22 protein-coding genes are annotated in these 24,706 nt (G+C 65.2%); 15 read left to right on the top strand and 7 right to left on the bottom strand.

Translation table 11 applies throughout. From position 1 onward, the window contains the following. Positions 1 to 128: 128 nt before the first annotated feature. On the bottom strand, positions 129 to 806 hold the full coding sequence (locus tag IP68_RS01685) for a Crp/Fnr family transcriptional regulator (protein ID WP_054133204.1): 678 nt from the start codon (positions 804 to 806) through the stop codon (positions 129 to 131). Positions 807 to 1,075: 269 nt separating this feature from the next. On the opposite strand from IP68_RS01685, the gene IP68_RS01680 reads away from it, so the two are divergent. From IP68_RS01680 to IP68_RS01665, 4 genes are all read left to right on the top strand, one after another. Beyond that, positions 1,076 to 2,458, top strand: a complete 1,383-nt coding sequence (locus tag IP68_RS01680) for a multiheme c-type cytochrome (RefSeq protein WP_054133255.1) — start codon at positions 1,076 to 1,078, stop codon at positions 2,456 to 2,458. 93 nt (positions 2,459 to 2,551) lie between these two features. Beyond that, positions 2,552 to 4,534, top strand: coding sequence for a heme-binding protein (locus IP68_RS01675; protein WP_054133203.1), 1,983 nt, complete (start codon positions 2,552 to 2,554; stop codon positions 4,532 to 4,534). Then, positions 4,535 to 6,742, top strand: a complete 2,208-nt coding sequence (locus tag IP68_RS01670; protein WP_054133202.1) for a hypothetical protein — start codon at positions 4,535 to 4,537, stop codon at positions 6,740 to 6,742. Then, a complete protein-coding gene (locus tag IP68_RS01665) occupies positions 6,723 to 11,045 on the top strand; it encodes an LVIVD repeat-containing protein (protein ID WP_197275689.1) in 4,323 nt (1,440 codons plus the stop codon). The genes IP68_RS01670 and IP68_RS01665 overlap by 20 nt, the downstream gene beginning before the upstream one ends. Positions 11,046 to 11,091: 46 nt before the next feature. Here the strand turns inward: IP68_RS01665 and IP68_RS01660 are convergent, their stop codons facing one another. Then, positions 11,092 to 11,424, bottom strand: a complete 333-nt coding sequence (locus IP68_RS01660) for a hypothetical protein (RefSeq protein WP_054133201.1) — start codon at positions 11,422 to 11,424, stop codon at positions 11,092 to 11,094. After that, positions 11,421 to 11,606 carry a hypothetical protein gene (locus IP68_RS01655; protein WP_054133253.1) on the bottom strand — a complete coding sequence of 62 codons (186 nt, stop codon included), beginning with the start codon at positions 11,604 to 11,606 and terminating at the stop codon, positions 11,421 to 11,423. Before IP68_RS01655 ends, IP68_RS01660 begins: the two co-directional genes overlap by 4 nt. A gap of 122 nt (positions 11,607 to 11,728) precedes the next feature. Here IP68_RS01655 and IP68_RS01650 point away from each other — a divergent pair, with 122 nt between their 5' ends. After that, entirely contained in the window at positions 11,729 to 12,436 is a 708-nt protein-coding gene (locus IP68_RS01650; protein WP_054133200.1) for a S24 family peptidase, read from the top strand. A gap of 42 nt (positions 12,437 to 12,478) precedes the next feature. After that, on the top strand, positions 12,479 to 13,156 hold the full coding sequence (locus IP68_RS01645; protein ID WP_054133199.1) for an MBL fold metallo-hydrolase: 678 nt from the start codon (positions 12,479 to 12,481) through the stop codon (positions 13,154 to 13,156). Between the two features lie 134 nt (positions 13,157 to 13,290). On the opposite strand, the gene IP68_RS01640 is transcribed toward IP68_RS01645, so the two are convergent. After that, the gene (locus tag IP68_RS01640; protein ID WP_054133198.1) at positions 13,291 to 13,689 is read right to left on the bottom strand and encodes an MAPEG family protein; all 399 of its coding nucleotides are present in this window, start codon (positions 13,687 to 13,689) and stop codon (positions 13,291 to 13,293) included. Between the two features lie 223 nt (positions 13,690 to 13,912). On the opposite strand from IP68_RS01640, the gene rpmF reads away from it, so the two are divergent. From rpmF to IP68_RS01615, 5 genes are all read left to right on the top strand, one after another. Beyond that, positions 13,913 to 14,089: a 50S ribosomal protein L32 gene (gene rpmF, locus IP68_RS01635; RefSeq protein WP_026091768.1), complete on the top strand. Its 177-nt coding sequence runs from the start codon at positions 13,913 to 13,915 to the stop codon at positions 14,087 to 14,089. A 49-nt stretch (positions 14,090 to 14,138) separates the two neighbouring features. Continuing rightward, positions 14,139 to 15,209: a phosphate acyltransferase PlsX gene (gene plsX, locus IP68_RS01630; protein WP_054133197.1), complete on the top strand. Its 1,071-nt coding sequence runs from the start codon at positions 14,139 to 14,141 to the stop codon at positions 15,207 to 15,209. Then, positions 15,206 to 16,198 (top strand): beta-ketoacyl-ACP synthase III, encoded by a 993-nt coding sequence (locus IP68_RS01625; RefSeq protein ID WP_054133196.1) that lies wholly within the window; start codon positions 15,206 to 15,208, stop codon positions 16,196 to 16,198. Before plsX ends, IP68_RS01625 begins: the two co-directional genes overlap by 4 nt. Before the next feature lie 119 nt (positions 16,199 to 16,317). Continuing rightward, positions 16,318 to 16,617, top strand: coding sequence for an integration host factor subunit alpha (locus IP68_RS01620; RefSeq protein ID WP_054133195.1), 300 nt, complete (start codon positions 16,318 to 16,320; stop codon positions 16,615 to 16,617). Continuing rightward, complete coding sequence (locus IP68_RS01615; protein WP_342768868.1) at positions 16,610 to 16,981, top strand: MerR family transcriptional regulator; 372 nt, start codon at positions 16,610 to 16,612, stop codon at positions 16,979 to 16,981. Before IP68_RS01620 ends, IP68_RS01615 begins: the two co-directional genes overlap by 8 nt. Positions 16,982 to 16,984: 3 nt before the next feature. On the opposite strand, the gene IP68_RS01610 is transcribed toward IP68_RS01615, so the two are convergent. The 3 genes from IP68_RS01610 to IP68_RS01600 are packed head-to-tail and all read right to left on the bottom strand — an operon-like array spanning position 16,985 to position 21,001. Further along, the gene (locus IP68_RS01610) at positions 16,985 to 17,521 is read right to left on the bottom strand and encodes an N-acetyltransferase (protein WP_082382046.1); all 537 of its coding nucleotides are present in this window, start codon (positions 17,519 to 17,521) and stop codon (positions 16,985 to 16,987) included. A 10-nt stretch (positions 17,522 to 17,531) separates the two neighbouring features. Further along, positions 17,532 to 18,077, bottom strand: coding sequence for a histidine phosphatase family protein (locus tag IP68_RS01605; protein WP_054133194.1), 546 nt, complete (start codon positions 18,075 to 18,077; stop codon positions 17,532 to 17,534). Next, positions 18,074 to 21,001 (bottom strand): ATP-dependent DNA helicase, encoded by a 2,928-nt coding sequence (locus IP68_RS01600; RefSeq protein WP_054133193.1) that lies wholly within the window; start codon positions 20,999 to 21,001, stop codon positions 18,074 to 18,076. Before IP68_RS01600 ends, IP68_RS01605 begins: the two co-directional genes overlap by 4 nt. A 42-nt stretch (positions 21,002 to 21,043) precedes the next feature. On the opposite strand from IP68_RS01600, the gene IP68_RS01595 reads away from it, so the two are divergent. The 4 genes from IP68_RS01595 (at position 21,044) to IP68_RS01580 (ending at position 24,706) form a co-directional block, all read left to right on the top strand. Then, complete coding sequence (locus IP68_RS01595; RefSeq protein WP_054133192.1) at positions 21,044 to 22,627, top strand: lysine--tRNA ligase; 1,584 nt, start codon at positions 21,044 to 21,046, stop codon at positions 22,625 to 22,627. 10 nt (positions 22,628 to 22,637) lie between these two features. Beyond that, complete coding sequence (locus tag IP68_RS01590; protein WP_054133191.1) at positions 22,638 to 23,075, top strand: hypothetical protein; 438 nt, start codon at positions 22,638 to 22,640, stop codon at positions 23,073 to 23,075. Next, entirely contained in the window at positions 23,072 to 24,052 is a 981-nt protein-coding gene (locus tag IP68_RS01585) for a magnesium and cobalt transport protein CorA (protein ID WP_054133190.1), read from the top strand. Before IP68_RS01590 ends, IP68_RS01585 begins: the two co-directional genes overlap by 4 nt. Positions 24,053 to 24,136: 84 nt before the next feature. Next, complete coding sequence (locus IP68_RS01580; protein ID WP_054133189.1) at positions 24,137 to 24,706, top strand: type 1 glutamine amidotransferase domain-containing protein; 570 nt, start codon at positions 24,137 to 24,139, stop codon at positions 24,704 to 24,706.

Genomic DNA, 24,706 nt, shown 5'->3' with positions numbered 1-24,706 from the left:
CGGCTTTTCACCGGTCTTCTTTCTTCAATCCCGCGAAGGCGGGAATCCCGCTATTTTGCTGGTATTGGCGCAGAAGCGTTACCCCCGCGTGCGCGGGGATAACGAGGATAGGGACGCGGATTTAGTCCTCAATCCCCCGCCAGCGCGGCGTTGGCCGCGCGGAGCTTGCGGTCGAGCGCGCTGTTGATCTGGCGCTCTATCACCGTGCGCGCATCCGGGTGAAGATCGAGGTACTGGCGCAGTTTTGGCGCGGACACGCACCAGAAGCGGCTGTCGGTGGTCAGCCGCACGGTGCCGGTGGCAGGCTCGCCGCTCAGCGCGGTCGCATCGCCGATCAGGTCCCCGCCTGAAACCGCACCGACAGGATTGCCGTGCAGCGTGATCTCCGCCGCGCCATCGTGCAGATAGAACAGGTGGCTGATTGCCTCTCCCTCGTTGATCAGCACCTCGCCGCTGCGTCCGGTAATCCAGTTGCCCTGGTCCATCAGATGGCGCGCTCCGGCGCGGGTCATCTCGCCCATGAAGCTCGAGCGCAGCGCCTCCTCCTCTGCCGAGAATCGCGAGTTGCGCTCGGCCATCAGATAGCGCGCCAGCATCGATGCGCTGATGACGAGCAGCACGAAGAACCAGAAGGCAAGGCCGAGGTCCTTGGCGAAACCCAGCGCAAAGCCGAGCCCAGCGAGCGATGCTGCGACGATCCCGAGTCGCATCCACGGCATCGGCGGGGCGATCAGCGCGACCGCGAGTATCAGGAAGGTGAGATGCCCAAGCCAGGCACCTTCGGCAAATCCCAGTCCAAGCGGCATGTCGTCAACTCCTGAAATCGCGCAGAGCATGGCAAATGCGCCGGGCTGCGGCAAGCGGTGGATGAAAGCCACAGGGGCGGTGCGGCGAGCCGGGGATGTTTTTGCGAAGGCCCGGGCAGGATTGCCTTGAAAGTGAAGGGCGAACCAGCGATAAGGCGCCATAAGACAAGACTAAAGGGTCGCATCGTTAGTCTATCGGGGGCCGGCTTCTCATGGAGCCGGGGGTAAAAGCGACGATGCACAATTCAGGGCTTTCGGCCGTATCGCGGGTGGGTGGTGTTCGGGCTGTGTTTGCAGCGCTCGGGTGCCTTGCCCTTGCCATCGGCGCTTTCTTCATCGCGAATTTTGCCGGGGCCGAGCGGCTCGAGGCACAGGCCTCGCGCGCCGCATCGGGCACCCATATGGGCGTCGGCAGCTGCGCCGGATCGACCTGCCACGGCCGCAACGAGGCCGATGGCGAAGTCGTGCGTCAGGACGAGCTGTGGCGCTGGCAGGAAGAATCGACACCCGGCGGCGCGCATGCCCGTGCGTTCCGCGTGCTCGGCGAACCGCGCAGCCTCGCGATCGGCAAGAAGCTGGGGATCGGTGATCCGCGCTCTGCCGCGATGTGCCTGGGCTGCCATTCCACGCCTGCTGCCGCCAAGGGCCCGCGCTACCAGGCGAGCGACGGCGTAAGCTGCGAGGCCTGCCATGGCGCGGCATCGGGCTGGCTGGCGAGCCATTATGCCACCGGCACCAGCCATGCGCGCAACGTGTCGCAAGGGCTCGTCCCGCTGGAAAATGCGCAGGCGCGTGCGGGTGTGTGCCTCGACTGCCATCTGGGCAACGATGCGCCGGGCCAGTTCGTCAACCACCGCATCATGGCGGCGGGGCATCCGCGCATCGCGTTCGAGCTCGACCTGTTCTCCACGCTGACACAGCACCATGACGAGGACGCCGACTATCGCCAGCGCAAGGGCAAGACCAATTCCATGCGGATGTGGGCGGTGGGTCAGGCGATCGCGCTCGAACGCTCGCTCAGCCTGTTCGGCAAGCCAGGGCTGGGCACGGAAGGCGTGTTCCCCGAATTCTATTTCTTCGATTGCCACAGCTGCCATCGCCGCATCTATGACGAGGAAGATGCCCGCCCGTCGAAGATCTCCAATCCCGGCCGTCCGATCCCCACCGGCATGCCGCCCTATAACGACGAGAACATGATCATGCTCTCGGCGGCGGTGCGGGTCGCCGCGCCCGAGCTGGCCCAGCAATATGAGGGGCAGACGCGCGCCTTCCACGCCGCGATGGCGCAGGGCAGGGGGCCTGCGGTAGAAGCGGCCAACCGGCTACGGCAGACCGCGATGGCGCTCGCCGACCGGTTCAGCCGCAGCGACTTCACCCGCGCGCAGACCTTCTCGATCATGGAATCGATCGCGAGCGAGGCGATTTCCCCGCGCTTCACCGATTACGAAGGCTCGGTGCAGGCGGTGATGGCGGTCGACACGCTGCTCAGCGGTCTGGTGACCCAGGGTCAGGTCTCGGGCGGGGCGGCGACATCGCTGCGCGCGCAGATCAACCAGGCTTATGCCGCAGTGGCCGAGCCCAATTCCTACAAGCCGCTGGAATTCCGCCGGGCGCTGGGCGGGGCCGTGCGCACCATCCGGGCGCTGCAGTGATCCGGGTGGCAGGGAGATGACCAAAGTGGGACGTTCCGGGGTGTCTGTTGGGGTGAAGTCGGTCAGGGTCGCAGATGTGCGGAGTATTGCGGCATGATGCGGATTGGCAAGGTTACGGCGTCGCTGGCGGTGCTGGCGCTCGTGCTCAGCTCCTGCGGGGGCGGCAACAGCAGCGGTACCACGCCTGCGCCAAGCCCGACCCCGACACCCAATCCGGCGCCGCCGCCCAGCGGCGGCAATTTCGTCGCGCCGGCGCAGGAATCGCTCAGCGTGGGCGAGGTTCAGACGATCATCGCCCAGGCGGTGAGCGAGGCGCAGCGCCGCAACCTGCCATCGGTGATCGCGGTGGTCGACCGGGTCGGCAATGTGCTGGGCGTGTTCCGCATGAACGGCGCGCGGGCGCAGGCGCGCACCAGCGCGATGACCGAGGCGGGGCTGAACAGCCCGCTGGTCGATGCGCAGGGGCTTGATGTGCCCGCCGAAATGGCTGCGATCTCCAAGGCGGTGACCGGTGCGTACCTGTCGAGCGGCGGCAACGCCTTCTCCAGCCGCACGGCCAGCCAGATCGTTCAGCAGCACTTTCCGCCTGCGCCCTCGACGCGCGGGCTGGAGAGCGGCCCGCTGTTCGGGGTGCAGTTCAGCCAGTTGCCCTGTTCGGACCTTGCGGCGCGGTTCCAGTCGGCAGGCGGCACCTCGGCGCTGATTGGGCCCAAGCGCGCGCCGCTAGGCCTTGCAGCTGATCCCGGCGGTTTGCCGCTCTACAAGAACGGCGTGGTCGTCGGCGCGATCGGCGTGATGGGCGATGGCGATTACGGCTTCGATCCCAACATCCTCGACCGCGATATCGACCCCGAAGAGGCGATCGCCTTTGCCGGAACCCAGGGCTTTGCCGCGGCCGACGCCATCCGCGCGGACCGTATCACGGTGGATGGCACCAGCCTCAGGTTCAGCGATATCACCGGCAGCGACATCGGCTCGGTGTCGGGCAATTTTGCGGCGATCAACGGCACTGCCGGCAGCCTTGTCGCGGTGCGCGGTTACAGCACCGCCGCGATCATCGCTGGCACGCCCTATGGCACCGAGGCTTCGGGCATCCGCGCGGCGCGCGCTGCCGAGTTCAACAATTCCGATGCGTTCATCCTGACCGATGGGGCGGGCAACAACCGCTATCCGATCCGCGCCGGTACCGACAGCGCGAGCAATTCGCAACCGCTGACAGCGGCGGAGGTCCGCGCCGTGCTGGAAGAGGCGTTCACCGTGCTCACCCGCGCGCGCGCGCAGATCCGCCGCCCGCTAGACAGCCGGATGCAGGCGTCGATCTCGGTCGTCGATACGCATGGCGAGGTGCTCGGCATCGTCCGCTCTCCCGATGCGCCGATCTTCGGCATCGATGTGTCGCTGCAAAAGGCGCGCACCGCGATGTTCTTCTCCAACGCCCAGGCGGCTTCCAACCTGATGTCGGCAGGTGGGGGAGTCGCCCCGTTCGTTCAGGCGATGCGCACCTTCCTCGGCGATACCAGCTCGCTCACCGGAAATTTTGCCTATGGCAACCGCAGCGTCGGCAATCTCGCGCGGCCCTATTTTCCCGATGGCGAGCTCGGGCGTCCGCCAGGCCCGCTGTCGCGCCCGATCGAGGATTTCAATCCCTTCGCGGTGGGGCTGCAGGTCCAGCTGGTCGCCGCCAACATCATCCAGCATGCACAGTTCGTCTCGGGCGCATCGCCCACCGACACCGCTCAGCGCTGCACCGCGCTGCCCGATACCGCGCAGGGACAGAACCGGCTCGAAAACGGCATCCAGATCTTCCCCGGATCGGTCCCGATCTATCGTGGCAGCCAGCTGGTCGGCGGCATCGGGGTGTCAGGTGACGGCATCGATCAGGACGACATGGTCAGCTTCCTCGGGCTGAACAACGGCGGCGCGCGGGTGGGCGGCATCGGCAATGCGCCCAAGGATCGGCGCGCGGACCGTATCGTGGTCAATGTCGGCAGCGCACAGGTCCGGCTGCGCTATGTCAGCTGCCCGTTTGCGCCGTTCCTCGATACCAACGCCCAGAACGTTTGCGAGGGTCTGTAGATGACTGCGTCGCTCGTCGCCCTTATCCCGATCATGGCGTTCGCCGGGACTGGCGACGTGGCAGGCGACGCGTCCACCGGACCCCTGATGCGGCACGGGCCGCAGACCGCGACCTCTGCGCTGGCGGCCGCCGATCTGGGGCGCAGCCTTGCGCTCACCCGCATCGCGCTGGCGCATGACGAGGCGCCCTCCATGGCTGCCCCGGTTATCGCGGATCGGGCCGCAAAGGCTGTTTCGGTCCGCAGGGCGGTTGCCCCGGCACCTTATCGGCTGAGCTCGCCGGTCGGAACGCTGGACGATGGCGCCTATGGCTGGGTGCAGGACGAGCTTCTGCTCACCGCCGCGCAGGAGGCGCCGCCTGCCGCAGGTGCCGTGCCGCCGACGCTGCCCACCGCAGATCCCGCGGCAGATGCCGATGCGATCGATGCCGACGAGGCGCTGATCGATGACCGCCGCCGTCCGGGGATCGAGAAGAAGCTACCCGACCGGGTGACGCAGGACAACCCCGGCGCGGTGCGCGCGCCTGCGCCCGAGGCGTTCCCGACTGACGAGTTTCCGGTGCCCGATCGCTGGCGCATCGTCACCTCTCTGTGCCCGACCAAGAATGGCGACAAGTCGATCTACAGCCTCTATCCGAACCTCTCGAACGTCTGCCGCTCGAAGCTCGACCCCTATCACCAGAACATCCTGAAGGGTGACCGGCCGCTGCCCGAGGGCAAACGCCCGGGCTTCCTCAAGGAAGACGACTGGTTCTTCGTGGCCAATGTGATCTCGGATACCGTGGTCGAGCCGCGCAGCTTTCCGACCCCGGTGGGCGTGCAGACGACTTCGCGGCCCGACAGCCTCGACGTGTTCGGCCGCGCGGACTCGCTTGTGCTCGCACAGACGATCATCGCAGGGGTGGCGCTGATCAAGGGGGAGACCACCTACAAGCCGCCGGCGATCGAGTACCGTTTGACGCTGGCGGCGCAGGTCAACCATGTCGATGTCAACGAACGCCGCATCCTGTTCGTCGAGCCTTCCAGGCCGACGCAGCGCACCGACCATTTCGTCGGTATACAGGAAGCGTTCATCGACTATCACCTCGGCGCCTATGATACGTCGCGCTATGATTTCATTTCGCTGCGCGCAGGGATCCAGCCGATGCAGGCGGACTTCCGCGGCTTCCTGTTCCAGGACAACCAGCTGGGCATCCGCCTGTTCGGCAACCGCGACAACAACCGCTTCCAGTTCAACATCGGCGCGTTCTGGCGGCTGGAGAAGGACACCAATTCGGGCTTGAACAGCGTGGTTGATAGCCCGCGCGACGACTGGGTGTTCTTCGCCAACGCCTATCGGCAGGACTTTCCGGTTGTCGGCCTGACCAGCCAGGTCTCGGTCACCTACAACATGAACCGCGAGGGCGGGCGCGAGCTCAAGATCGACGACAACGGCTTCCCGGTGCGTCCGGCGCTGCTGGGCGATCTGCGCAGCCGCGAATATGACGTGGTGTATCTGGGCTATGCGGTCGATGGCCGTATCGGCCGGATCAACCTGACCGGCCAGCTGTACGGGGCGTTCGGCGAGGACCGCAACAGCTTCTTCACCAGCCGCAAGGCCGATATCCGCTCCTATTTCGGCGCCGCCGAGGTCAGTTATGATTACGACTGGGCGCGTTTCCGGCTGCAGGGCCTGTTCGCCAGCGGCGATGGCGATCCTTACAACGACACCGAGGCCGGGTTCGATGCGATCTTCGAGAACCCGATCTTTGCCGGTGCCGACACCAGCTATTGGATCCGGCAGGTCATCCCGTTTGCCGGTGGCGGTCGTGCGGTGGGCGTCAACACCCGCAACGGCATCCTCAACAACCTGCGCTCGTCCAAGGAGCAGGGCCAGTCGAACTTCAACAACCCCGGCACGGTTCTGCTGGGCGCGGGTGCTGATTTCGACCTCAGCTCGACCACCCGGCTGTCGGCGAACCTCAACCATCTGTGGTTCCACAAGACCGACACGATCGAGGCGTTGCGCCAGGAAGGCACGGTGCCCAGCTCGATCGGGACCGATGTTTCTGCTGCGTTGATCTGGCGGCCCAACGCCAACCAGAACCTTGTCTTCCGCCTTTCGGGAGCGGTGTTCGATCCGTCCAAGGGTTTCCGCGACCTGTTCACCCAATCCGGCAAGTCAGACCTCTTTTATTCGGTGCTGTTCAATGCAATTCTGGCGTACTGATCGGGCGCGCGGCAACGCGCTGGCCTTCAATTTGGGGGCCTTCAACTGGAAGCTGCTGCTGGCGAGCCTGCTGCTCATCACCTTCGCTGCGCTGCCCGCTGATCAGTTGCTCGCCTCAGGCAAGGAAAAGGCGCAGAAGGTCAAATACACCTTCACCGCGCCCGCGCCCGAGAACCAGGAATGGGCCGAGGCCGACGCCAAGAGCGCAGGCTGCCAGTCTTGCCACACCGCCAGCGACCACAAGACGATGCACGCATCGCCTGCGGTCGTGCTGGGCTGCACCGATTGCCATGGCGGCGATGCGACCATCATGGGCGACAACAATTGGGGCCGCGACAGCCTGCCCTATCAGGACGCGCTGCTGAAGAGCCACGTCCTGCCCAAATATCCGGTGGCGTGGAAATGGCCATCCTCGGCCAATCCCCAGCGCTCCTACGCTTTGCTCGCCAAGGAAGCGCCCGAGTTTATCCGCTTCGTCAACCCGTCCGATTACCGCGTGGTGCGCGAATCGTGCGGTGCCTGTCATATCGAGATCATCGAGGCATCCGAGCGCTCGCTGATGGCGACGGGCGCGATGCTGTGGGGCGGGGCGGCGTACAACAACGGAATCGTGCCGTTCAAGAACTACATGTTCGGCGAGGCGTTCACCCGCGACGGCAAGCCTGCGATGATCAAGTCGGCGGCGACCGAGCCGGGCGCGGCGCATGGCTCGGTGACTGCGGCGGAAAAGGCGCGCGGTGCGCTGCCGGTGATGTACCCACTGCCGACTTGGCACATCCTGCCGCCGGGCGACATCTTCCGCGTGTTCGAGCGTGGCGGACGCAACATCAACTCGCAATTCCCGGAAATCGGCCTGCCCAACACCGGCGGCATCATCCAGCGTCTGGAAGAGCCAGGCCGCCCCGATCTCAAGCAGTCGAACCGCGGACCCGGCACCGGCCTGCGTGTCGCGGTGCCGGTAATCAACATCCACAAGACCCGCCTCAACGATCCGTTCCTGTGGCAGATGGGCACCAACGACCAGCCGGGCGACTATCGCGCATCGGGCTGCGCGGCGTGCCACGTCGTCTATGCCAACGACCGCGAACCGCGGCACAGCCTGATCTATGCAAAATATGGCCGCGACGGCCAGACGATCACCGACGATCCGACGATCAACGCGCTGACCGAGGGGCAGAAGCGCCCCGGTCGCTATGGCGACTATGACGCCGCCGAGCATCACGAAGAGCATGGCGGCGCAGGCGGTCATGGCGGCGACCATGGCACCACCTTGGCCGAAGGCGCGGGCGAGCACGGCGCGTCGCATGGTGATGGCCATGCCGCCAAGGATACGCACGCCCAGAAAGCCGCGTTCAAGGAAAAGGGCCATCCGCTCAAGCATGCTTTCACCCGCGCGATCCCGACCGCGCAGTGCATGAACTGCCACATGCACCAGCCCAACATCTTCCTGAACAGCTATCTTGGCTACACGATGTGGGATTATGAATCGGACGCGCCATTGATGTGGCCGGGGCCGGAGAACCGTGCGCCCAAGCCCGAGGGCATGTCGGAAGAAGAGTATCAGCGCGTCTACAAGCGCCAGCATTATCCCACCGCCAAGGAAGTGCGCGCGACGCTGGACCGCAATCCCGAAGGCGCCTCGGCGCGCGGCCTGTGGTCGGACATCGATTTCGTCCGCAATGTCTACGATCTCAACACCGAGGCCAAGGACACCCAGTTTGCCGACTATCACGGTCATGGCTGGAACTTCCGCGCGATCCTGAAGCGCGACCGCAAGGGCAATCTGCTCGATGCGGAAGGCAATATGGCGACTTGGGGCACCGACACCGCCAACATGGTGTCGCCCGACGATCCCGAGAAATTCCGCAAGGCGGGCGAGGGCAAGTTCGTCCCCGTCGGCACCAACCCCGGCAAGGCGGTCCACATGATGGACATCCATGCCGAGCTTGGCATGCAGTGCGTCGATTGCCACTTCAGCCAGGACGGGCACGGCAACGGCCTGATCTATGGCGAGGTCGCCAATGCGGTCGAAATCGGCTGCAAGGACTGCCACGGCACCCCCGATGCCTACCCGACGCTGTTCACCTCGAACCTCGCCGCGCGGCCCAAGGGCAACAATCTGTCGCTGATCCGCAATCCCGATGGCCAGCGCCGCTTCGAATGGATGAAGGACGCGACCGGCAAGCGCGTTCTGATCCAGCGCTCGGTGCTCGATCCGGAACTGTCCTGGCAGGTGAGCCTGGTCAAGGATGCGGTCGACCCCGCCAGCCCCGATTTCAACCCCAAGGCCGCGCGCTCGAAGCTGATGGCCAAGCAGGGTGCGGACACCGGCAAGTACAGCTTCGGTCCACAGGTCGCCAAGGCCGACCGCGCGCACAACACCGAAGAGATGGCGTGCTTTACCTGCCACCTCAGCTGGACGACATCGTGCGGTGGCTGCCACCTGCCGATCGAGGCCAACTGGAAGGCCAAGGTCCACAAATACGAGGAAGACGAGACGCGCAATTATGCGACCTACAATCCGCAGGTCGCGCGTGACGAGATGTTCCAGATCGGTCGCCACCAGACCAGCAAGGGCAACATCATCGCGCCGATCCGCTCGACCTCGGCGCTGATCCTGTCGTCGACCAACATCAACCGCGAACGCATCTATGTGCAGCAGCCGCCGATCTCGGCGCCCGGCTTCTCGTCACAGGCGTTTGCGCCGCACTTCCCGCACACGGTGCGCAAGACCGAGACCAAGCAGTGCTCGGACTGCCATCTGAGCGAGGCGAACGACAACAACGCCGTGATGTCGCAGCTGCTGCTGCTCGGCACCAACTTCGTCAACTTCGTGGGGCTCAACAGCTGGTTCGGGCTCGAAGGCGGCTTCGAGGCGGTGCGCGTCACCGAATGGGACGAGCCGCAGGCGGTGATCGGATCGTATCTCCACCGCTACGCCTATCCCGATTACTACAAATTGCACGTCGAGAAGAACGGCCGAGAGCTCAAGAACTGGACCCGGGGTCCGATCTTCGACGACAAGTTCTCGGGCGAAACCTATGCGCGCGAGGAGTTCGCCAATGTCGTGCAGGGCACCGACGGCCGGGTGAACTGCCTGCAGAACCGCGGCGAATACATGTTCGTGGCCGAGGGCAGGGGCGGTTTCCGCGCCTATGACATCGCCTCGATCGGCAACAAGGGCTTTTCCGAACGCATCATCCGCGCGCCGTTCTCGTCGCTGGGGCATGACACGCATGTGAAGACCACCAACGCCACCTGCATGGCGATCGCCACCACCCAGCCGATTGCACCCAGCCGCAACACGCCGGCGATGCGCGAGGCCAACCAGGAACAGCCGTTCCGCGCGGTCTATCACTACGCCTTCGTCACCGACAGCGTCGAGGGCCTGATCGCGGTCAACATCGATACGCTGGCCGATGGCGAGTTCCGCAACAACTTCTTCAAGCGGACGCTGACGTGGAACCCGGACAATGTGCTGAAAGGTGCACGCCACATCACGCTGGCCGGTGACTTTGCCTATATCACCGCCGATGCCGGGTTGGTCGTCGTCCGGTTGGCGGACGAGCCGCCCGCAAACGCGCCGCGTGACTTCGACTATAGCAAGCTCAACCCGCAACTGATGGCGGTGCTGCCGCTCCAGGATGCGCGCGCGAGCGCGGTGCAGTTCCGTTATCTGTGGGTGACGGATGCCGAGGGTATCAAGCTGTTCGACATCACCCGGTTGGAAACACCTGTTGCGGTGCCCTCGGGCACGGTCCGGCTGGCGGATGCACGCAAGCTCTATCTTGCGCGCACATTCGCCTATGTCGCAGCCAAGCAGGACGGGCTCGTCATTATCGACATGACCAACCCGGAAGCGCCGCGCGAGTACATGCGCTACAACGCAGGCGGTCAGCTCAATGATGCCGAGGACGTGATCGTGGGCTCCACCAACGCGACGCTGTTCGCTTATGTCGCCGATGGACGTAACGGGATGAAAGTGCTGCAGCTGACATCGCCATCGAGCCAGCCCAACTTCTATGGCTTCTCGCCCGACCCGAGGCCCGACCTTATCGCCTGGACCGGAACGCCGACCCCGGCGATCGCCGTCGCCAAGGGGCTCGATCGCGACCGCGGCGTGGACGAATCGGGCGGTCAGATGGCGATCTTCGGAAGGCTGGGCTCGCGACCCTTCACCCGGTCCGAGATGGAGAAGCTTTTCCTGAACAGAAGCGGCAAGCCCTACAAGGTCAGCGATACCGTCACGATGGCCGACTGGATGGGGCCGCGCCCTGCGATGCTGGCCGCCAGAGGAAACTAGGCGGCAGCGGAAGGGGTGCCCGCGCGCCTCGGGCGGCGGAGGCGGATCAGTCCGCCTCCACGGTCAGTGCCTCGATCACGAGCGTCATGATCGGCATGCCTTCGTTGCGACGGTGGGTGTCGGTAATCGCGATATCCGCGACCAGGTGTCCGGAAAAGGCGAACTCGTGCTCGGGCAGCATGCGGGCAAGCCATTGCGCGGTCTGCACAGCCTGATCGCCGTTGAACCTCAGCCGCATGACATGCCGCATCCCGGTGAAGGTTGCGCTGACCCAGCTGGTGCCGCGATGCTCCTCCAGTTCGGCATCCCCCCTTGCCAGCGACAGCACCGCGCGGATCAGCGCGGTGGCGGGGTCGTGACGGATGGTATGGTGAATCATGCGTGCTCCTGACGGTATATGTTCATGAAATGTTCTACCCGTTTGCGCAAGGCCTCCCGTGGCTCGCGGCCATTGCGCAGATCATCGACCAGCCGGGGGTCGCCTGCGCACAGGCGGCCGAAGCGGGTGCGCGGCATTCCGGTTTCGCGCAGGAAGATTTCGATCAGGCGCAGCAGCGGCATCAGCATTCTCCTTTCGACGACCGACGATCCGGCCCGCAATGCGGTAGGATTATTCCTATAGGCGATTCGCCATGTGTAGGAAATATCCTTGAAAAGGAAATCTCCTATGCTATATATCCGTTATGGACACAGACGACGTTCGCCGGACGCTGGAGGCGCTGATCGAGGCGCGGGGGCTGAGCTTTGCCGGCGTCTCGCAGCTGCTCGGCAAGAACCCGTCCTACGTCCAGCAGTTCATCCGCCGGGGCAGTCCCAAGCGCCTCGACGAACGCGACCGGCGGCTGCTGGCGCAGTTCTTCGGCGTGTCCGAACAGCAATTGGGCGCGCCCGATGATGCGATGCCCGTGCCGCGCCGCGGCGGGCTTCCCGTCCGTCAGGGTCTGCAACGCACAGGCGCCGCGCGCGGTCTGCCATCACGGATGCGGCTGATCCCCCGCCTGGCGGTCGGCGCCTCGGCGGGGGCAGGGGCCTTGCCGGACAACGAAGCCCCTCTCGCGGAGATCGCGTTCGACGAGGCCTGGCTCCGGCGGCTGGGCGCGGGATCGGATGCGGTAACGATGATCCAGGTCGAAGGTGACTCGATGGCGCCGACGCTCAGCGATGGCGACGACATCCTCGTCGCAACGCATCAGGGCGCTGCCCCGCGCCGCCGCGATGGCATCCATGTGCTGCGCATGGACGACGCGCTGATCGTCAAGCGGCTGGCATTCCGTCCGGATGGGCGGTTGTCGGTGACGTCGGACAATGCGCTCTACCCCAGCTATCCGGACGTCGCGCCGGACGGCGTAAGCATTGTCGGGAGAGTGATCTGGGCCGGGCGGCGGGTTTGACCAAGCTTGCACGTGCCCCGCATCCTTGCCACATAGCCTTGTATGACCGACGCCTCTGCAAACTCCGCCCAGCCGCCGCTTCGCGCCGCGATCATCCCCGTGACGCCGCTGCAGCAGAACTGTACTCTGATGTGGTGCACGCAGACGATGAAGGGCGCGCTGATCGATCCGGGTGGCGATCTGCCCAAGCTCAAGGCGGCTGTCGCGCAGGCCGGGGTGACGCTGGAAAAGCTGCTGGTGACGCATGGCCATATCGACCATTGCGGCGAGACCGGCACGCTGGCGAAGGAGCTAGGCCTGACCATCGAGGGGCCGCACGAGGAAGACCGGTTCTGGATCTCGCGGTTGGACGATGACGGCCGCAATTACGGGATCGCAGGCGCGGTGTTCGAGCCTGATCGCTGGCTCAAGGATGGCGATACCGTCACGGTCGGCAATCTGGTGCTCGATGTCATCCATTGCCCGGGGCACACGCCGGGGCACATTGTCTTCCACCACGCGCCATCGAAGCTGGCGATCGTCGGCGACGTGATCTTCCAGGGATCGATCGGCCGCACCGACTTTCCGCGCGGCAACCACCAGGACCTGATCGATTCGATCACGCAGAAGCTGTGGCCGCTGGGCAACGAGACGGTGTTCGTTCCGGGGCACGGCCCGACCAGCAACTTTGGCTTCGAGCGCCAGCGCAACGGGTTCGTTGCGGATCACGTGCTGGCTTGAATATCTCCCCTCCCGCCTGCGGGAGGGGTGGCCGCAGGCCGGGGTGGGCCTGCAACACCGCAAATTTCAGGCCCACCCCGGTTCAGCAAGCTGAACCTGCCCCTCCCGCAAGCGGTTGGGGAGAGTTCTTGGCGTCACGCCACCGGCAGCACGCTCGCCACATAAACCGCATAGCCCGACAGCCCGAGCAGCGTCAGCAACGTGGTCAGCGTGCCGATCATGCGGCCCAGCTTGAACGCGCCGCCATCCATGCCCAGGCCGTGCGCAAGCCGTCCGATCATGTAGATAACGCCTACCACCCACATCCAGGTCGCGGCAAAGCCCGAGGCTTCGAGGCCGGCGATCAGGATCAGCACGAAGGGGGTGAACTCGACGAAATTGGCCTGCGCGCGCATGCGGCGGATCACGAATTCGTTGCCGCCATCGCCCACGCTCACCTTCTGGCTGGTGCGCACCTGACCGATGCGGATGGCGAGCCAGATGTTGATCAGTCCGGCGGCAGCGGCCATGGTCAGTGTCAGCGGCAGGTTCATGTGATAGGCTCCCCTCAAGTCTCGCCGCAAGGAAAGCGCGGCAAATTGTGCGGCGGGCCTAGCGTGACAATGCTTGCAACGCACGAGATTTTCGCTATAGCCCCGCCTTCGCACGCGAATGGGCTTTGTTGCTCCACCGGCAGACTGCGCTAGACGCGCCTGCTTCGGAAAACATGGCATTATCGCATTGATAGACAAGCAGATAAGGTAAGCAGATCCTGCCATGGCTGTTCCTAAAAGAAAAACCTCACCCTCCAAGCGCGGCATGCGTCGCAGCCACGATTCGCTGACCGTCGATGCGTTCAGCGAATGCTCGAACTGTGGTGAACTGAAGCGCCCGCACCATGTTTGCGGCGCATGCGGCCATTATAACGGCCGTGAGGTGCTTGCAGTCGCCTGATCCAGATCAGACGGCCTTTGCACTTTTTCAGGGGGATTAACCGGTGCCAATGAAGCCGCGGATCGCGATTGATGCGATGGGCGGTGATGAAGGCGTGCGCGTGATGCTGGGAGGTGCTGCAGAGGCACGCCATAGGCACGAGCGCTTCACCTTCTTGCTGGTCGGGGATGAAAAGCAGATCAAGGCGGGGCTGGACAACCACCCCAATTTGCGCGCTGCGTCCGAAATCCTGCACACCGACGAGGTCGTGCGGGGTGAGGACAAGCCGAGCCAGGCGCTGCGGAAATCCAAGAATTCATCCATGGGCCTGGCGATCCAGGCCGTGAAGTCGGGCGAGGTCGGCGCTGCGGTCAGCGCCGGCAACACCGGCGCGCTGATGGCGATGGCCAAGCTTGCCCTGCGCACCATGCCGGGGATCGACCGGCCCGCGCTCGCCGCCTTGCTGCCCACGCTGGAAGACACAGATCTGGTGATGCTGGATCTGGGTGCCAACACCGATTGCGATGCCCGCAATCTGGTCCAGTTCGCGGTCATGGGCGCGGTCTATTCGCAGATCATCTTCGGCTTCGAAAAGCCGCGCACCCGGCTGCTCAACATCGGCACCGAGGATTCCAAGGGCACCGATGCGCTGCGCGATGCCGCTGCCGCGCTGCGCACCGCCACACACCTGCCGATGGATTTCCAGGGCTTCACCGAAGCGGACAAGATCTCGCGCGGCGATATCGATGTGCTGGTAACCGATGGCTTTTCGGGTAACATCGCGCTCAAGTCGCTCGAGGGTACCGCGCGCTTTGTGACCGACCTGCTCAAGCGCAGCTTCCAGTCGTCGCTGCGCTCGAAGATCGGTTTCCTGATCTCGCGCCCCGCTACCGATCTGCTGCGGCATCACCTCGATCCCAACAACCACAACGGCGCGGTCTTTCTGGGGCTCAACGGCGTGGTGGTCAAAAGCCATGGCTCAGCCAGCATCAAGGGCGTGGCCAATGCGGTGGAAGTCGCGGCGCGGCTGGTGGAAGACAACATCACCCAGCGGATTGGCGATGTCCTGAAGGACTTCGACACCAGTGCGATCGCCAGCAACGGCGCAAGCACCAACGGATCGGGCGAATCACCGAAATGACCCAACAGACCCCGGCCGAACACTGTGTCATCCTGGGCACGGGATCTCAGCTGCCTGCGCGGCGGGTATCAAATGCCGAACTGGCCGAGACCGTCGACACCTCGGACGACTGGATCACCGAGCGTACCGGGATCAAGTTCCGCTATCTGGCAGGGCCGGACGAGACCACCTCGACGCTGGCGATCGGCGCCGCGCGCGCTGCGCTCGATGCTGCCGGTCTGCAGGGCTCGGATGTCGACCTCATCGTGCTGGCCACCGCGACGCCCGACCACACCTTTCCCGCCACCGCGACCAAGGTCCAGGCGGCAATCGGCATGGTTGGCGGTATCGCCTTCGATGTCGCGGCGGTCTGTTCGGGCTTCCTCTATGCCCTAAGCGTCGCCGACAGCATGCTGCGCACCGGCATGGCGCGCCGCGCGCTGGTGATTGGCGCGGAAACCTTCAGTCGCATTCTCGACTGGGAAGACCGCGGCACCTGCGTGCTGTTCGGCGATGGCGCGGGCGCCGTGGTGCTGGGGCTGGAAACCGCCGCCGAGGGCGATACCGCTCCGCGCGGCATTCTGGCCACGCAATTGCATTCCGATGGCCGCCATCATGATCTGCTGTATGTCGATGGCGGACCTTCCACCACCGGCACCGTCGGCAAGGTGCGGATGCGCGGACGCGAAGTGTTCCGCCACGCCGTGGTCAATCTGGCCGAGGTAATGGAGCAGGTGATGAAGCCGTTGGGCCTCACCAGCGCCGATATCGACTGGGTGGTGCCGCACCAGGCCAATGCCCGCATCCTCGATGCCACCGCCCGCAAGCTGGGCCTGCCGCCCGAAAAGGTGGTGATCACCGTCGACCAGCACGCCAACACCTCCGCCGCCTCGGTCCCGCTGGCGCTCGACACTGCGGTGCGCGACGGCCGCATCCGGCGCGGCGACCTGATGGTGCTCGAAGCCATGGGTGGCGGGCTGACTTGGGGCGCTGCGGTGATCCGTTATTAACCTCGCGTCATATTTTGCTCCCAATTGGCTCAATTTACGTTGTTTTAGGGATGGGCCGGTTTGCCTTGTTAATGCAGTTGCGTTATCTTCCCCCCATATGCGGGTGAGGAGAATGCGGTATGCGATCGATTGGTACTCTGACCAGGGCTGATCTGGCCGACACGATCAACCACCAGATCGGTCTTTCGCGCGCCGATGCCGCGCAGATGGTCGAATCCGTTCTCAACCACATGACCGATGCGCTCGAGCGCGGCGAGAACGTCAAGATCTCCGGTTTCGGCACCTTTCTGCTCCGCGACAAGGGCGAGCGCGTGGGGCGTAATCCCAAAACCGGCGTCGAAGTGCCGATCACCCCGCGCCGTGTTCTCACCTTCCGCGCCAGCCAGATCATGAAGGAAAGGATCATGTCCAGTGACTGAAGCCGTGGCCAAGGCCGATGGCGCGATGCGCACCATCGGCGAGGTTTCGGCCGAACTGGGCGTGAAGCCGCATATCCTGCGCTATTGGGAAGCGCAGTTCGATGTTCTCAAACCTTTGAAGCGCGCCGGCGGACGGCGATATTACCGCGCGCAGGATGTTGTCATGCTGCGCCGCATCGACCAGCTGCTCAACCATGAGGGGTTCACGGTGCGCGGTGCGCGGCAGCTGCTGGCGGCGGAGGCTGGAGACAAGACCGTGGCCTCGGCCAGCGAACCCGCTACGCCTGCGCCGCAGCCATCGATCGATCTGTCCGCGCTGCGCACCATACGCGACCGGCTTGCCGCCGCGCTGGAAGCCGCCTGAGCATCAGCCTAGCGGCTTGCGCAGGATCCAGTCTGTGAACGGCACGTCGCCGGTCATGAACTTCTGCTGCCCGACCTTCTCGAAACCGAACCGCGCATAGAAACGCTGCGCGGCCACGTTGACCGTGTAGACGCACAGATACAGCGACGGTGCACCGCGCGCCTTCGCCTCGGCAATCACCGCCTCGATCAGCCTGCGCCCCATGCCTGCGCCCTGCCAGCCCGGCAGCGTGTAGATGCGCTTGAGTTCGAGTGCGCCCGGATCGGGCGTGATGTCGATCTCGGGCGGGCACAGCATGGCATAGCCAAGCGGCGCTCCCAGAGGGGTTTCGATCATCCAGAAGGCATAATCGGGATTTGCGAGCCAATCGGCATACCGCTTCACCGAGTGCTCATGCGCACAATGATCGACCAGCGCCTGGCCCGGATGATCGGCGGCAAAGGCAGTGAGAAACGTTGTGGCACCGAGCAGCGCCAGCTTGGGCGCGTCTTGCGGCGCGGCGCGGCGCAGGATCGTTTCGGGCAGGGTCGCAGTCGTCACGGCAGAGTGGTCAATCGTCGTCCTGTGGACCAAGATCGGGATCAAGATCGCGCGGCCGGGTGACTTCCACCAGCTTTGCCGAGCGGTTGTCGAGATCGGACCAGCGATCGATGGCGATATCCATCACCGCCAGCGCTGCCGTCGGGAACTTCTCCTCGACCACATCGCGCAGCGGGCTCGAACCGTCATCTGCGACCAGATCGAACACCAGGTCCTCGAGCCCCGGGTTGTGGCCGACCATCAGCACATGGCCGGCGGTATCGGGCACGCCGCGCAAGACGTCGATCAGCGTCACCGAAGAAGCGAGATAGATGCGCCGGTCCCAATCGGGGTTGAGCGTGTGGCCATAAGCGGTCTCGAAATGATCGATCGTCTCGGTGACCCGCACCGCGGGCGAGGCGACAACCGCGTCGAACACCATGCCCTTCTCCGCGGCGTATAGCCCCATCGCCCGGGCTCCGCGCAGGCCGCGGGCGTTCAACGGGCGGTCGAAATCGCGCAAAGACCGGTCCAGCCAGTCGGATTTCGCGTGCCTCAGCAAGGTCAGCTTCTTCATCGCGTCTCTCCCCCGGATCCCGTCACGGGATCGATTCGTGCGCCCGACATCGGTTGCGCAGAAACGCCAGATTGCACCGCTTGTAAAGCTTCCGAAAGCGTTACCCGTCGCACCGGCGTGCCGGCGGGAAACGCGCTGAGCAGGCGCGAGGGGAAGGCCGAGGACAGCATCACGAAGCGCCCGCGATCGTCCGCCCGCCGGATCAGCCGCCCGAACGCCTGGGCAAGCCGTGCCCGGATGATCATGTCGTCATATTGCGTGCCGCCGCCCGCCGCCTTGCGCGCGCGGTGCAGGATGTCGGGCTTGGGCCAGGGCACGCCTTCCATGATCACCAGCCGCAGCGAATGGCCCGGCACATCGACGCCATCGCGCAGACTGTCGGTGCCCAGCAGCGATGCGCGCGGATCGTCGCGGAAGATATCGACCAGCGTGCCCGTCTCCATCGGATCGACATGCTGCGCATACAGCGGCAGACCCGATTGCGCGAGCCGGTCGGCGATACGCCCGTGGACGCTGCGCAGCCGCCGGATCGCGGTAAACAGCCCCAGCGCGCCGCCACCCGCCGCCTCGATCAGCCGCCCATAGGCTCCCGCCAGCGCTGCCATGTCGCCGCGCCGCACATCGGTAACGATCAGCACCTCGGCCTGGTTGGCATAATCGAACGGGCTGCGCGCCTCGAACATCTCGGGCGGTTTTTCCAGATGCACCGCGCCCGATCGGGTGAGGGCAGGCGTCCAGTCGTCCCCGGCCTTGAGCGTCGCAGACGTCACCAGCACGCCGTGCGAGGGCTTGATCACCGCCTCGGCGAGCGGCTTGCCGGGGTCCAGCCAGCGGCGGTGCAGCCCCATGTCGTATTCGCGACCCTCGAACCGGTCGAGTGCCAGCCAGTCGACGAAATCGGGGTCGGCAGGCCCGCCGATGCGCCCGAGCAATGACGCCCATGCCGCGAGCAGGTCGATCCGCCAGCCGAGCGATGCCAGCGCCCCCTCGATCCGCGCGCGCGCCGGGCCGTCGAGCCAGTCGGGGCCGTCCTCGATCAGCGCCTCGAGCCGCCGCCCCAGCGCCACCAGCGGATTGTGCAGCGCATCGATCGCGCGCGCCGCCTCCAGCGCGGCGGCGATCAGCGGCCCGTCGAGCTCTGCAAGTTCGGTCTCCAGCCCATAGCCCGCATCCTCGCCGCCACTTTCGTCTCGCGCGTAAACCGTGCCCCGAATGGCGGCGAGCAGCAGCTCGATCTCGCCCGAGGCTGCGCCCTCGCGGATGCGTGCCAGCCAGCCTTCGCCGGGGAGTGCCTCGGCTGCGATCCGCGCCGCCTCGATCGCGCGACCGCCGAGATCGTCATAGGAGGCAACGTCGGAGAGCCTCGCGGCCAGGCCCCGCCTGCGCCCGCGCGACTTGCCTTCGGGGCCCATGATCCAGCGCCGCATCTCGACCGTTTCCTGGCCCGTCAGCGCGACCGCGAACATCGAATCTGCGGCATCGTGGAGATGATGGCCTTCGTCGAAGATGATCCGCGTCGGGCGACCCTGCTGCTCGCGCGCCCGCGCGGCGTTGACCATCACCAGCGCGTGGTTGGCGATGACCAGATCGGCATGCTGGCTGGCGCGCGCGGCGTGCTCAATGAAGCATTTGCGGTAGTGCGGACAGCCGGCATAGACGCACTCGCCGCGCCGGTCGGTGAGCGCGGTGACTCCTGCGCGGCGGAACAATGTGACCAGCCAGCCGGGCAGATCTCCGCCGATCATGTCGCCATCGCGGCTGTACGCGGCCCAGCGCGCGACCAGTTGTGCGAGCACCGCCGCACGGCCCTGGAAGCCGCCCTGCAGCGCATCTTCGAGGTTGAGCAGGCACAGGTAATTCTCGCGGCCCTTGCGGATGACCACGCGTTTGCGGAACGCGGCCTCGTTGCCGTAGATGCGCTCGGTCTCGCGCGACAGCTGGCGTTGCAGCGCCTTGGTGTAGGTCGATATCCACACCGTGCCGCCCGCGGCTTGCGACCAGAGCGAGGCGGGGGCGAGATAGCCCAAGGTCTTGCCGATCCCGGTGCCGGCCTCCGCCAGCAGCATGTGCGGCTCCGACTTGCGTTCGCGCGGCGCGAAGATGTGCGCGGCGGTCCGCGCGAACTGTCGCTGCCCCTCGCGCCGCTCGGCCCCGGTGCCGGTGAGCCCCTCAAGCTGCGCCTCGACCGCGTCCTCGCTCAAGCTCACCTGCCGGGGCTGCGCGCGGGGCGGCTGTTCTTCCCATTCGGGCAACCGGCTGAACAGCCAGCGCTCGGCCTTTTCGGGAGCTTTCAGATGCTTTGCGGCCGCCCCCGCCCATGGCCAGCGCAATTTGGCCAGCGCCTGCAGCGATGACCATGCGCCTTCACGCTGCGGCCAGTCACTGCGCTCCAGCGTGGCGAACAGGGCGGCCGTCGCGGCGTGGAGGAGGGCGGGGATCGCGGAGTCAGCGATGGAGTCGTCGCCATCAGCATTTATTGGTCCCCCGCGAAGGCGGGGGTCCATCTCGGAAGGATTGCGGTTGGAGCGGTCGGTACTGGGATCGAACAGGTTTGCGTCTGCGCGCCCTACGTCACCACCCCCCAGCAATCCCGAAAATTCAGGAGATGGGCCCCCGCCTTCGCGGGGGACCGGGGCAAGTGTCGGGAGAGGCAGTTTGAGCGCCCGAGCCAGACCCATCGGCGTGGGCACCATGAACTGCGCCGGATGCACAAACGCGAACAGCTCGAGCAGGTCGAGCCCGGAGAGCTCGGGGTACCCCAGCCGCTGCGCCACCAAAGGCGCGTTCAGCATGATCAGCGGGGTCTCGGCGGCGCGGCCGATTGCCTCGCCCTTGGAAATGCGCACCGCAGGCTTGCCGGGAGCTGCGAACCAGATCGCGCTATGGCTTGCATGCAGGGCTGGAAAGTTTAGGGAAGCGGTCATCACCCGCCCTTATGGCGGCATCGGAACGAAAAGGAAACACACGTGAGCGCGTATCACGAGGCAGCACTGCGATCCAAGGCATGGCCGTTCGAGGAAGCGCGCAAGCTGATCAAACGCTATCGCGACGGCAAGCCGGAGAGCGCGGGCCCGGTGCTGTTCGAAACCGGCTACGGCCCCTCGGGCCTGCCGCATATCGGCACGTTCCAGGAGGTGTTCCGCACCACGCTCGTCCGCCGGGCTTACGAAACCCTGACGGGCGGCGCGCCGACGCGTCTTGTGGCGTTCAGCGATGACATGGACGGCCTGCGCAAGGTGCCCGACAACGTGCCCAATCCGGACATGCTGCGCGAGCACTTGGGCAAGCCGCTCACCCAGATCCCCGATCCGTTCGGCAAGTTCGAAAGCTTCGCGCATCACAACAACGCGATGCTGCGCGCATTCCTCGACCAGTTCGGGTTCGATTACGAGTTCGTGTCGTCGACCGAGCGCTATCAGGGAGGGCATTTCGACGAGGCTCTGCGCGGGGTGCTGCGCAACTATCAGGCGATCCTCGACATCATGCTGCCGACCTTGCGCGCTGAGCGTGCGGCGACCTATTCGCCGGTAATGCCGATCAGCGCCAAGTCGGGCGTGGTGCTGCAGGTGCCGGTCGAGGTGGTCGATGCCGAAGCCGGGATCGTGCGCTTCGTCGACGAGGGCGAGACCATCGAGCAGTCGATCCTGAGCGGCGGCGCCAAGCTGCAGTGGAAGGTCGACTGGGCGATGCGCTGGGTGGCACTGGGCGTCGATTACGAGATGTACGGCAAGGACCTGACCGACAGCGGCGTGCAGTCGGGCAAGATCGCACGCGTGCTGGGCGGCCAGAAGCCCGAGGGCATGATCTACGAGATGTTCCTCGACGAGAAGGGCGAGAAGATCTCCAAGTCCAAGGGCAACGGCCTGTCGATCGACGAGTGGCTGCGCTATGGCAGCGAGAACAGCCTGGCGTTCTATATCTATCGCGAGCCCAAGGCGGCCAAGCAGCTGTCGCTCTCTGTTGTTCCTCGCGCGGTGGACGAATATTTCCAGTTCCGTGACAGCTGGCACAACCAGGACGCCGACAAGCGCCTGGGCAATCCCGCGCACCACATCCATGCAGGCGAGGTGCCCGAGGGCAGTCCGCCGGTCAGCTTCGGGCTGCTGCTCAATGTCGTCAGCCTTCCGGGCATGGACGACAAGGATCTGGTCTGGGGCTTCGTGCAGAAGTACGCGCCCGGCGTGTCGCCCCAGACGCATCCCGAGCTCGACAGCCTCATCGACAACGCGGTGAACTATGGCCGCGATTTCGTCGCGCCGACCCTCAAGCGCCGCGCGCCGGTGGGCGCGGAGGTCGATGCGCTCAGGACGCTCGATGCAGAGCTGGCCGCGCTGTCCGAAGATGCGACCGCCGAGGACATCCAGAACATCGTCTACGCCATCGGCAAGGACGAGGCGTACGGTTTCGGCAATCTTCGCGACTGGTTCAAGGCGCTGTACGAGACGCTGCTGGGCAGCGAGCAGGGCCCGCGTATGGGCAGCTTCATCGCGCTGTACGGCATCGCCAACACCCGCACGCTGATCGCGCAGGCGCTGGATAGCGTTGCTTAGGGGAAACGACATGAAGGCGATGATTGCGGGTGCTGCTCTGCTTGCGCTGGTTACCGGGTCGCTGGCTCAGGCCCAGTTCCCTGCCCAGCCGCAAACAGGATCGCTGGCCCAGCCGCCGTTCGTCGGGGCAAACCGCCCGGTGATGCTCAAGGCCGATGACGGGCTGGACCCCTGCGCGCTGGGCGAGATAACAGGTGCAGGCGAGGGAGCGATCATGGTGTTCCCCGCCGATGACACCTCGCCCGACGCGATCGATTTTCTGTCCGATGGCGAGCAGGTGTGGATGTGCGACAGCGATGATGCCAGCGACGCGATCGGCATCATCTATACCCGCGAGCCCGATGCGGATTGCAAGGTCGGCTCTCCGGTAAGCGCGGACAGGGTCTATGCCGGGCCTTGCAAATCGGGCTGGATCAAGTCTCAATGGGTCAAGGTCGTCGCCGGATGACCGTCATTGCGGCGCGCCTGTACCGCGATGGTGTCAAGCTGACCGATGTCGATCTGGCGCAGCCACTGCCTGTTCCCGCAGCGGGCGAATTGCTGTGGATCGGCCTGCACGAACCGACCGAGGATGAACTGGCGCCAATCGAGGAGCAGCTGAAGCTGCATCCGCTGGCGGTCGAGGATGCCCTTGACCACCGGCATCTCCCCAAGATCGAGGCGTTCGGCGATCATCTGTTCGCGGTGGCGCGCACCGTGCATCTTGACGAGGACGAGGCCGCCAAGACCCGCATCACCTACGGCAACACCGCGATCTTCATGGGGAAGCATTTCATCGTCACCGTGCGGCACGGGTCGATGCGCGACCATAGCCCGGTCCGTACCCAGCTTGAGGCAACACCCTGGATGCTGGCGCATGGCGCCGATTTCGTGCTGCACGCCATCGTCGATTTCATCGTCGACAGCTATCTTGATGTCATCGACGTGCTCGAGGACCGTGTGCTGGCGATGGAGGATCGCGCGCTCGACGCGTTTCTTGATCGCGAGCAGACGAGCGCGGTCTTTTCTCTGCGCCGCGACCTGTTCCGGCTGCAGCGTGTGCTGGGCCCGATGCAGGATGTCGCCGCGCGCTGCATGAACCTCAGCCTGCCGCAGATCGATGGCGACATGGTGCCCTATTTCCGCGATCTGCACGACCATGTGCGGCGCGCCGACTATCGCGTGGCGGGGCTGCGCGACACGCTGACATCGGTAATCGAGACCAGCGGCCTGCTCGAGCAGCAACGCCAGGGAGCGATCACCCGCCAGCTTGCCGCCTGGGCGGCGATCCTGGCGGTGCCGACCGCGATCGCGGGGATCTATGGCATGAACTTCGATATCATGCCCGAACTGCGCTGGCGCTATGGCTATTTCGCAATTCTCGGCGTGATGACAATGATCTGCCTGACGCTGTATGTCCGCTTCAAACGGGCGAAGTGGCTGTAATGCGCGACCGGACGCCGCCGCCATGGAACGCGCACGCCGGGTGATCCGTAGGGGTGACATACCCCCAACAACGGAGAATACCCCATGTCGCTTCCCGATCTTACCGGCCGCACGATCTGCATCCTTTCGACCCACGGCTTTGAACAGTCCGAGCTGATCGAACCGCGTGACGCCCTGCGCGGCGCGGGAGCCACCGTCCATGTCGTCTCGCCCGAAAGCGGTGAGATTCGCGGCTGGAAGGGTGACGACTGGGGCAAGAGCGTCTCGGTCGATGCGCCGCTCGATGGTGCCAAGGCAGCCGACTATCACGCGCTGGTCCTGCCGGGCGGCCAGATCAACCCCGATCTGCTGCGCGCCAACGAGACCGCGATGGCGCTGATCAAGGAATTTGCAGATGCCGGCAAGCCGATCGCCGCCGTCTGCCATGCACCTTGGCTGCTGATCGAGGCGGGCCTCGCCAAGGGCAAGACCATGACCAGCTACGGTTCGATCCGCACCGATCTCAAGAACGCCGGTGCGAATGTCGTCGATCAGGAAGTCGCTATCGACGGCAACCTGATCACCAGCCGCAACCCCGATGACCTTCCGGCCTTCAATGCGGCGATCGCGATGGCGGTCAAGGCGGCTGCTGAAGCGCAGTCCGAAACCGTCTGA

Source organism: Blastomonas sp. AAP25 (assembly GCF_001295965.1).
GTDB lineage: Bacteria > Pseudomonadota > Alphaproteobacteria > Sphingomonadales > Sphingomonadaceae > Blastomonas > Blastomonas fulva.
The sequence above is the reverse complement of the archived record's forward strand: the minus strand, read 5'-3'. Positions and strand labels throughout refer to the sequence as shown.

Bases quoted from the DNA above. Each gene is read 5' to 3' on its own strand.
- IP68_RS01685 (WP_054133204.1), bottom strand. From the start codon at position 806: ATGCCGCTTGGACTGGGATTTGCCGAAGGTGCCTGGCTTGGGCATCTC.
- IP68_RS01675 (WP_054133203.1), top strand. From the start codon at position 2,552: ATGATGCGGATTGGCAAGGTTACGGCGTCGCTGGCGGTGCTGGCGCTC.
- IP68_RS01670 (WP_054133202.1), top strand. From the start codon at position 4,535: ATGACTGCGTCGCTCGTCGCCCTTATCCCGATCATGGCGTTCGCCGGG.
- IP68_RS01665 (WP_197275689.1), top strand. From the start codon at position 6,723: ATGCAATTCTGGCGTACTGATCGGGCGCGCGGCAACGCGCTGGCCTTC.
- IP68_RS01660 (WP_054133201.1), bottom strand. From the start codon at position 11,424: ATGATTCACCATACCATCCGTCACGACCCCGCCACCGCGCTGATCCGC.
- IP68_RS01655 (WP_054133253.1), bottom strand. From the start codon at position 11,606: ATGCCGCTGCTGCGCCTGATCGAAATCTTCCTGCGCGAAACCGGAATG.
- IP68_RS01650 (WP_054133200.1), top strand. From the start codon at position 11,729: ATGGACACAGACGACGTTCGCCGGACGCTGGAGGCGCTGATCGAGGCG.
- IP68_RS01645 (WP_054133199.1), top strand. From the start codon at position 12,479: ATGACCGACGCCTCTGCAAACTCCGCCCAGCCGCCGCTTCGCGCCGCG.
- IP68_RS01640 (WP_054133198.1), bottom strand. From the start codon at position 13,689: ATGAACCTGCCGCTGACACTGACCATGGCCGCTGCCGCCGGACTGATC.
- rpmF (WP_026091768.1), top strand. From the start codon at position 13,913: ATGGCTGTTCCTAAAAGAAAAACCTCACCCTCCAAGCGCGGCATGCGT.
- plsX (WP_054133197.1), top strand. From the start codon at position 14,139: ATGAAGCCGCGGATCGCGATTGATGCGATGGGCGGTGATGAAGGCGTG.
- IP68_RS01625 (WP_054133196.1), top strand. From the start codon at position 15,206: ATGACCCAACAGACCCCGGCCGAACACTGTGTCATCCTGGGCACGGGA.
- IP68_RS01620 (WP_054133195.1), top strand. From the start codon at position 16,318: ATGCGATCGATTGGTACTCTGACCAGGGCTGATCTGGCCGACACGATC.
- IP68_RS01605 (WP_054133194.1), bottom strand. From the start codon at position 18,077: ATGAAGAAGCTGACCTTGCTGAGGCACGCGAAATCCGACTGGCTGGAC.
- IP68_RS01600 (WP_054133193.1), bottom strand. From the start codon at position 21,001: ATGACCGCTTCCCTAAACTTTCCAGCCCTGCATGCAAGCCATAGCGCG.
- IP68_RS01590 (WP_054133191.1), top strand. From the start codon at position 22,638: ATGAAGGCGATGATTGCGGGTGCTGCTCTGCTTGCGCTGGTTACCGGG.
- IP68_RS01585 (WP_054133190.1), top strand. From the start codon at position 23,072: ATGACCGTCATTGCGGCGCGCCTGTACCGCGATGGTGTCAAGCTGACC.
- IP68_RS01580 (WP_054133189.1), top strand. From the start codon at position 24,137: ATGTCGCTTCCCGATCTTACCGGCCGCACGATCTGCATCCTTTCGACC.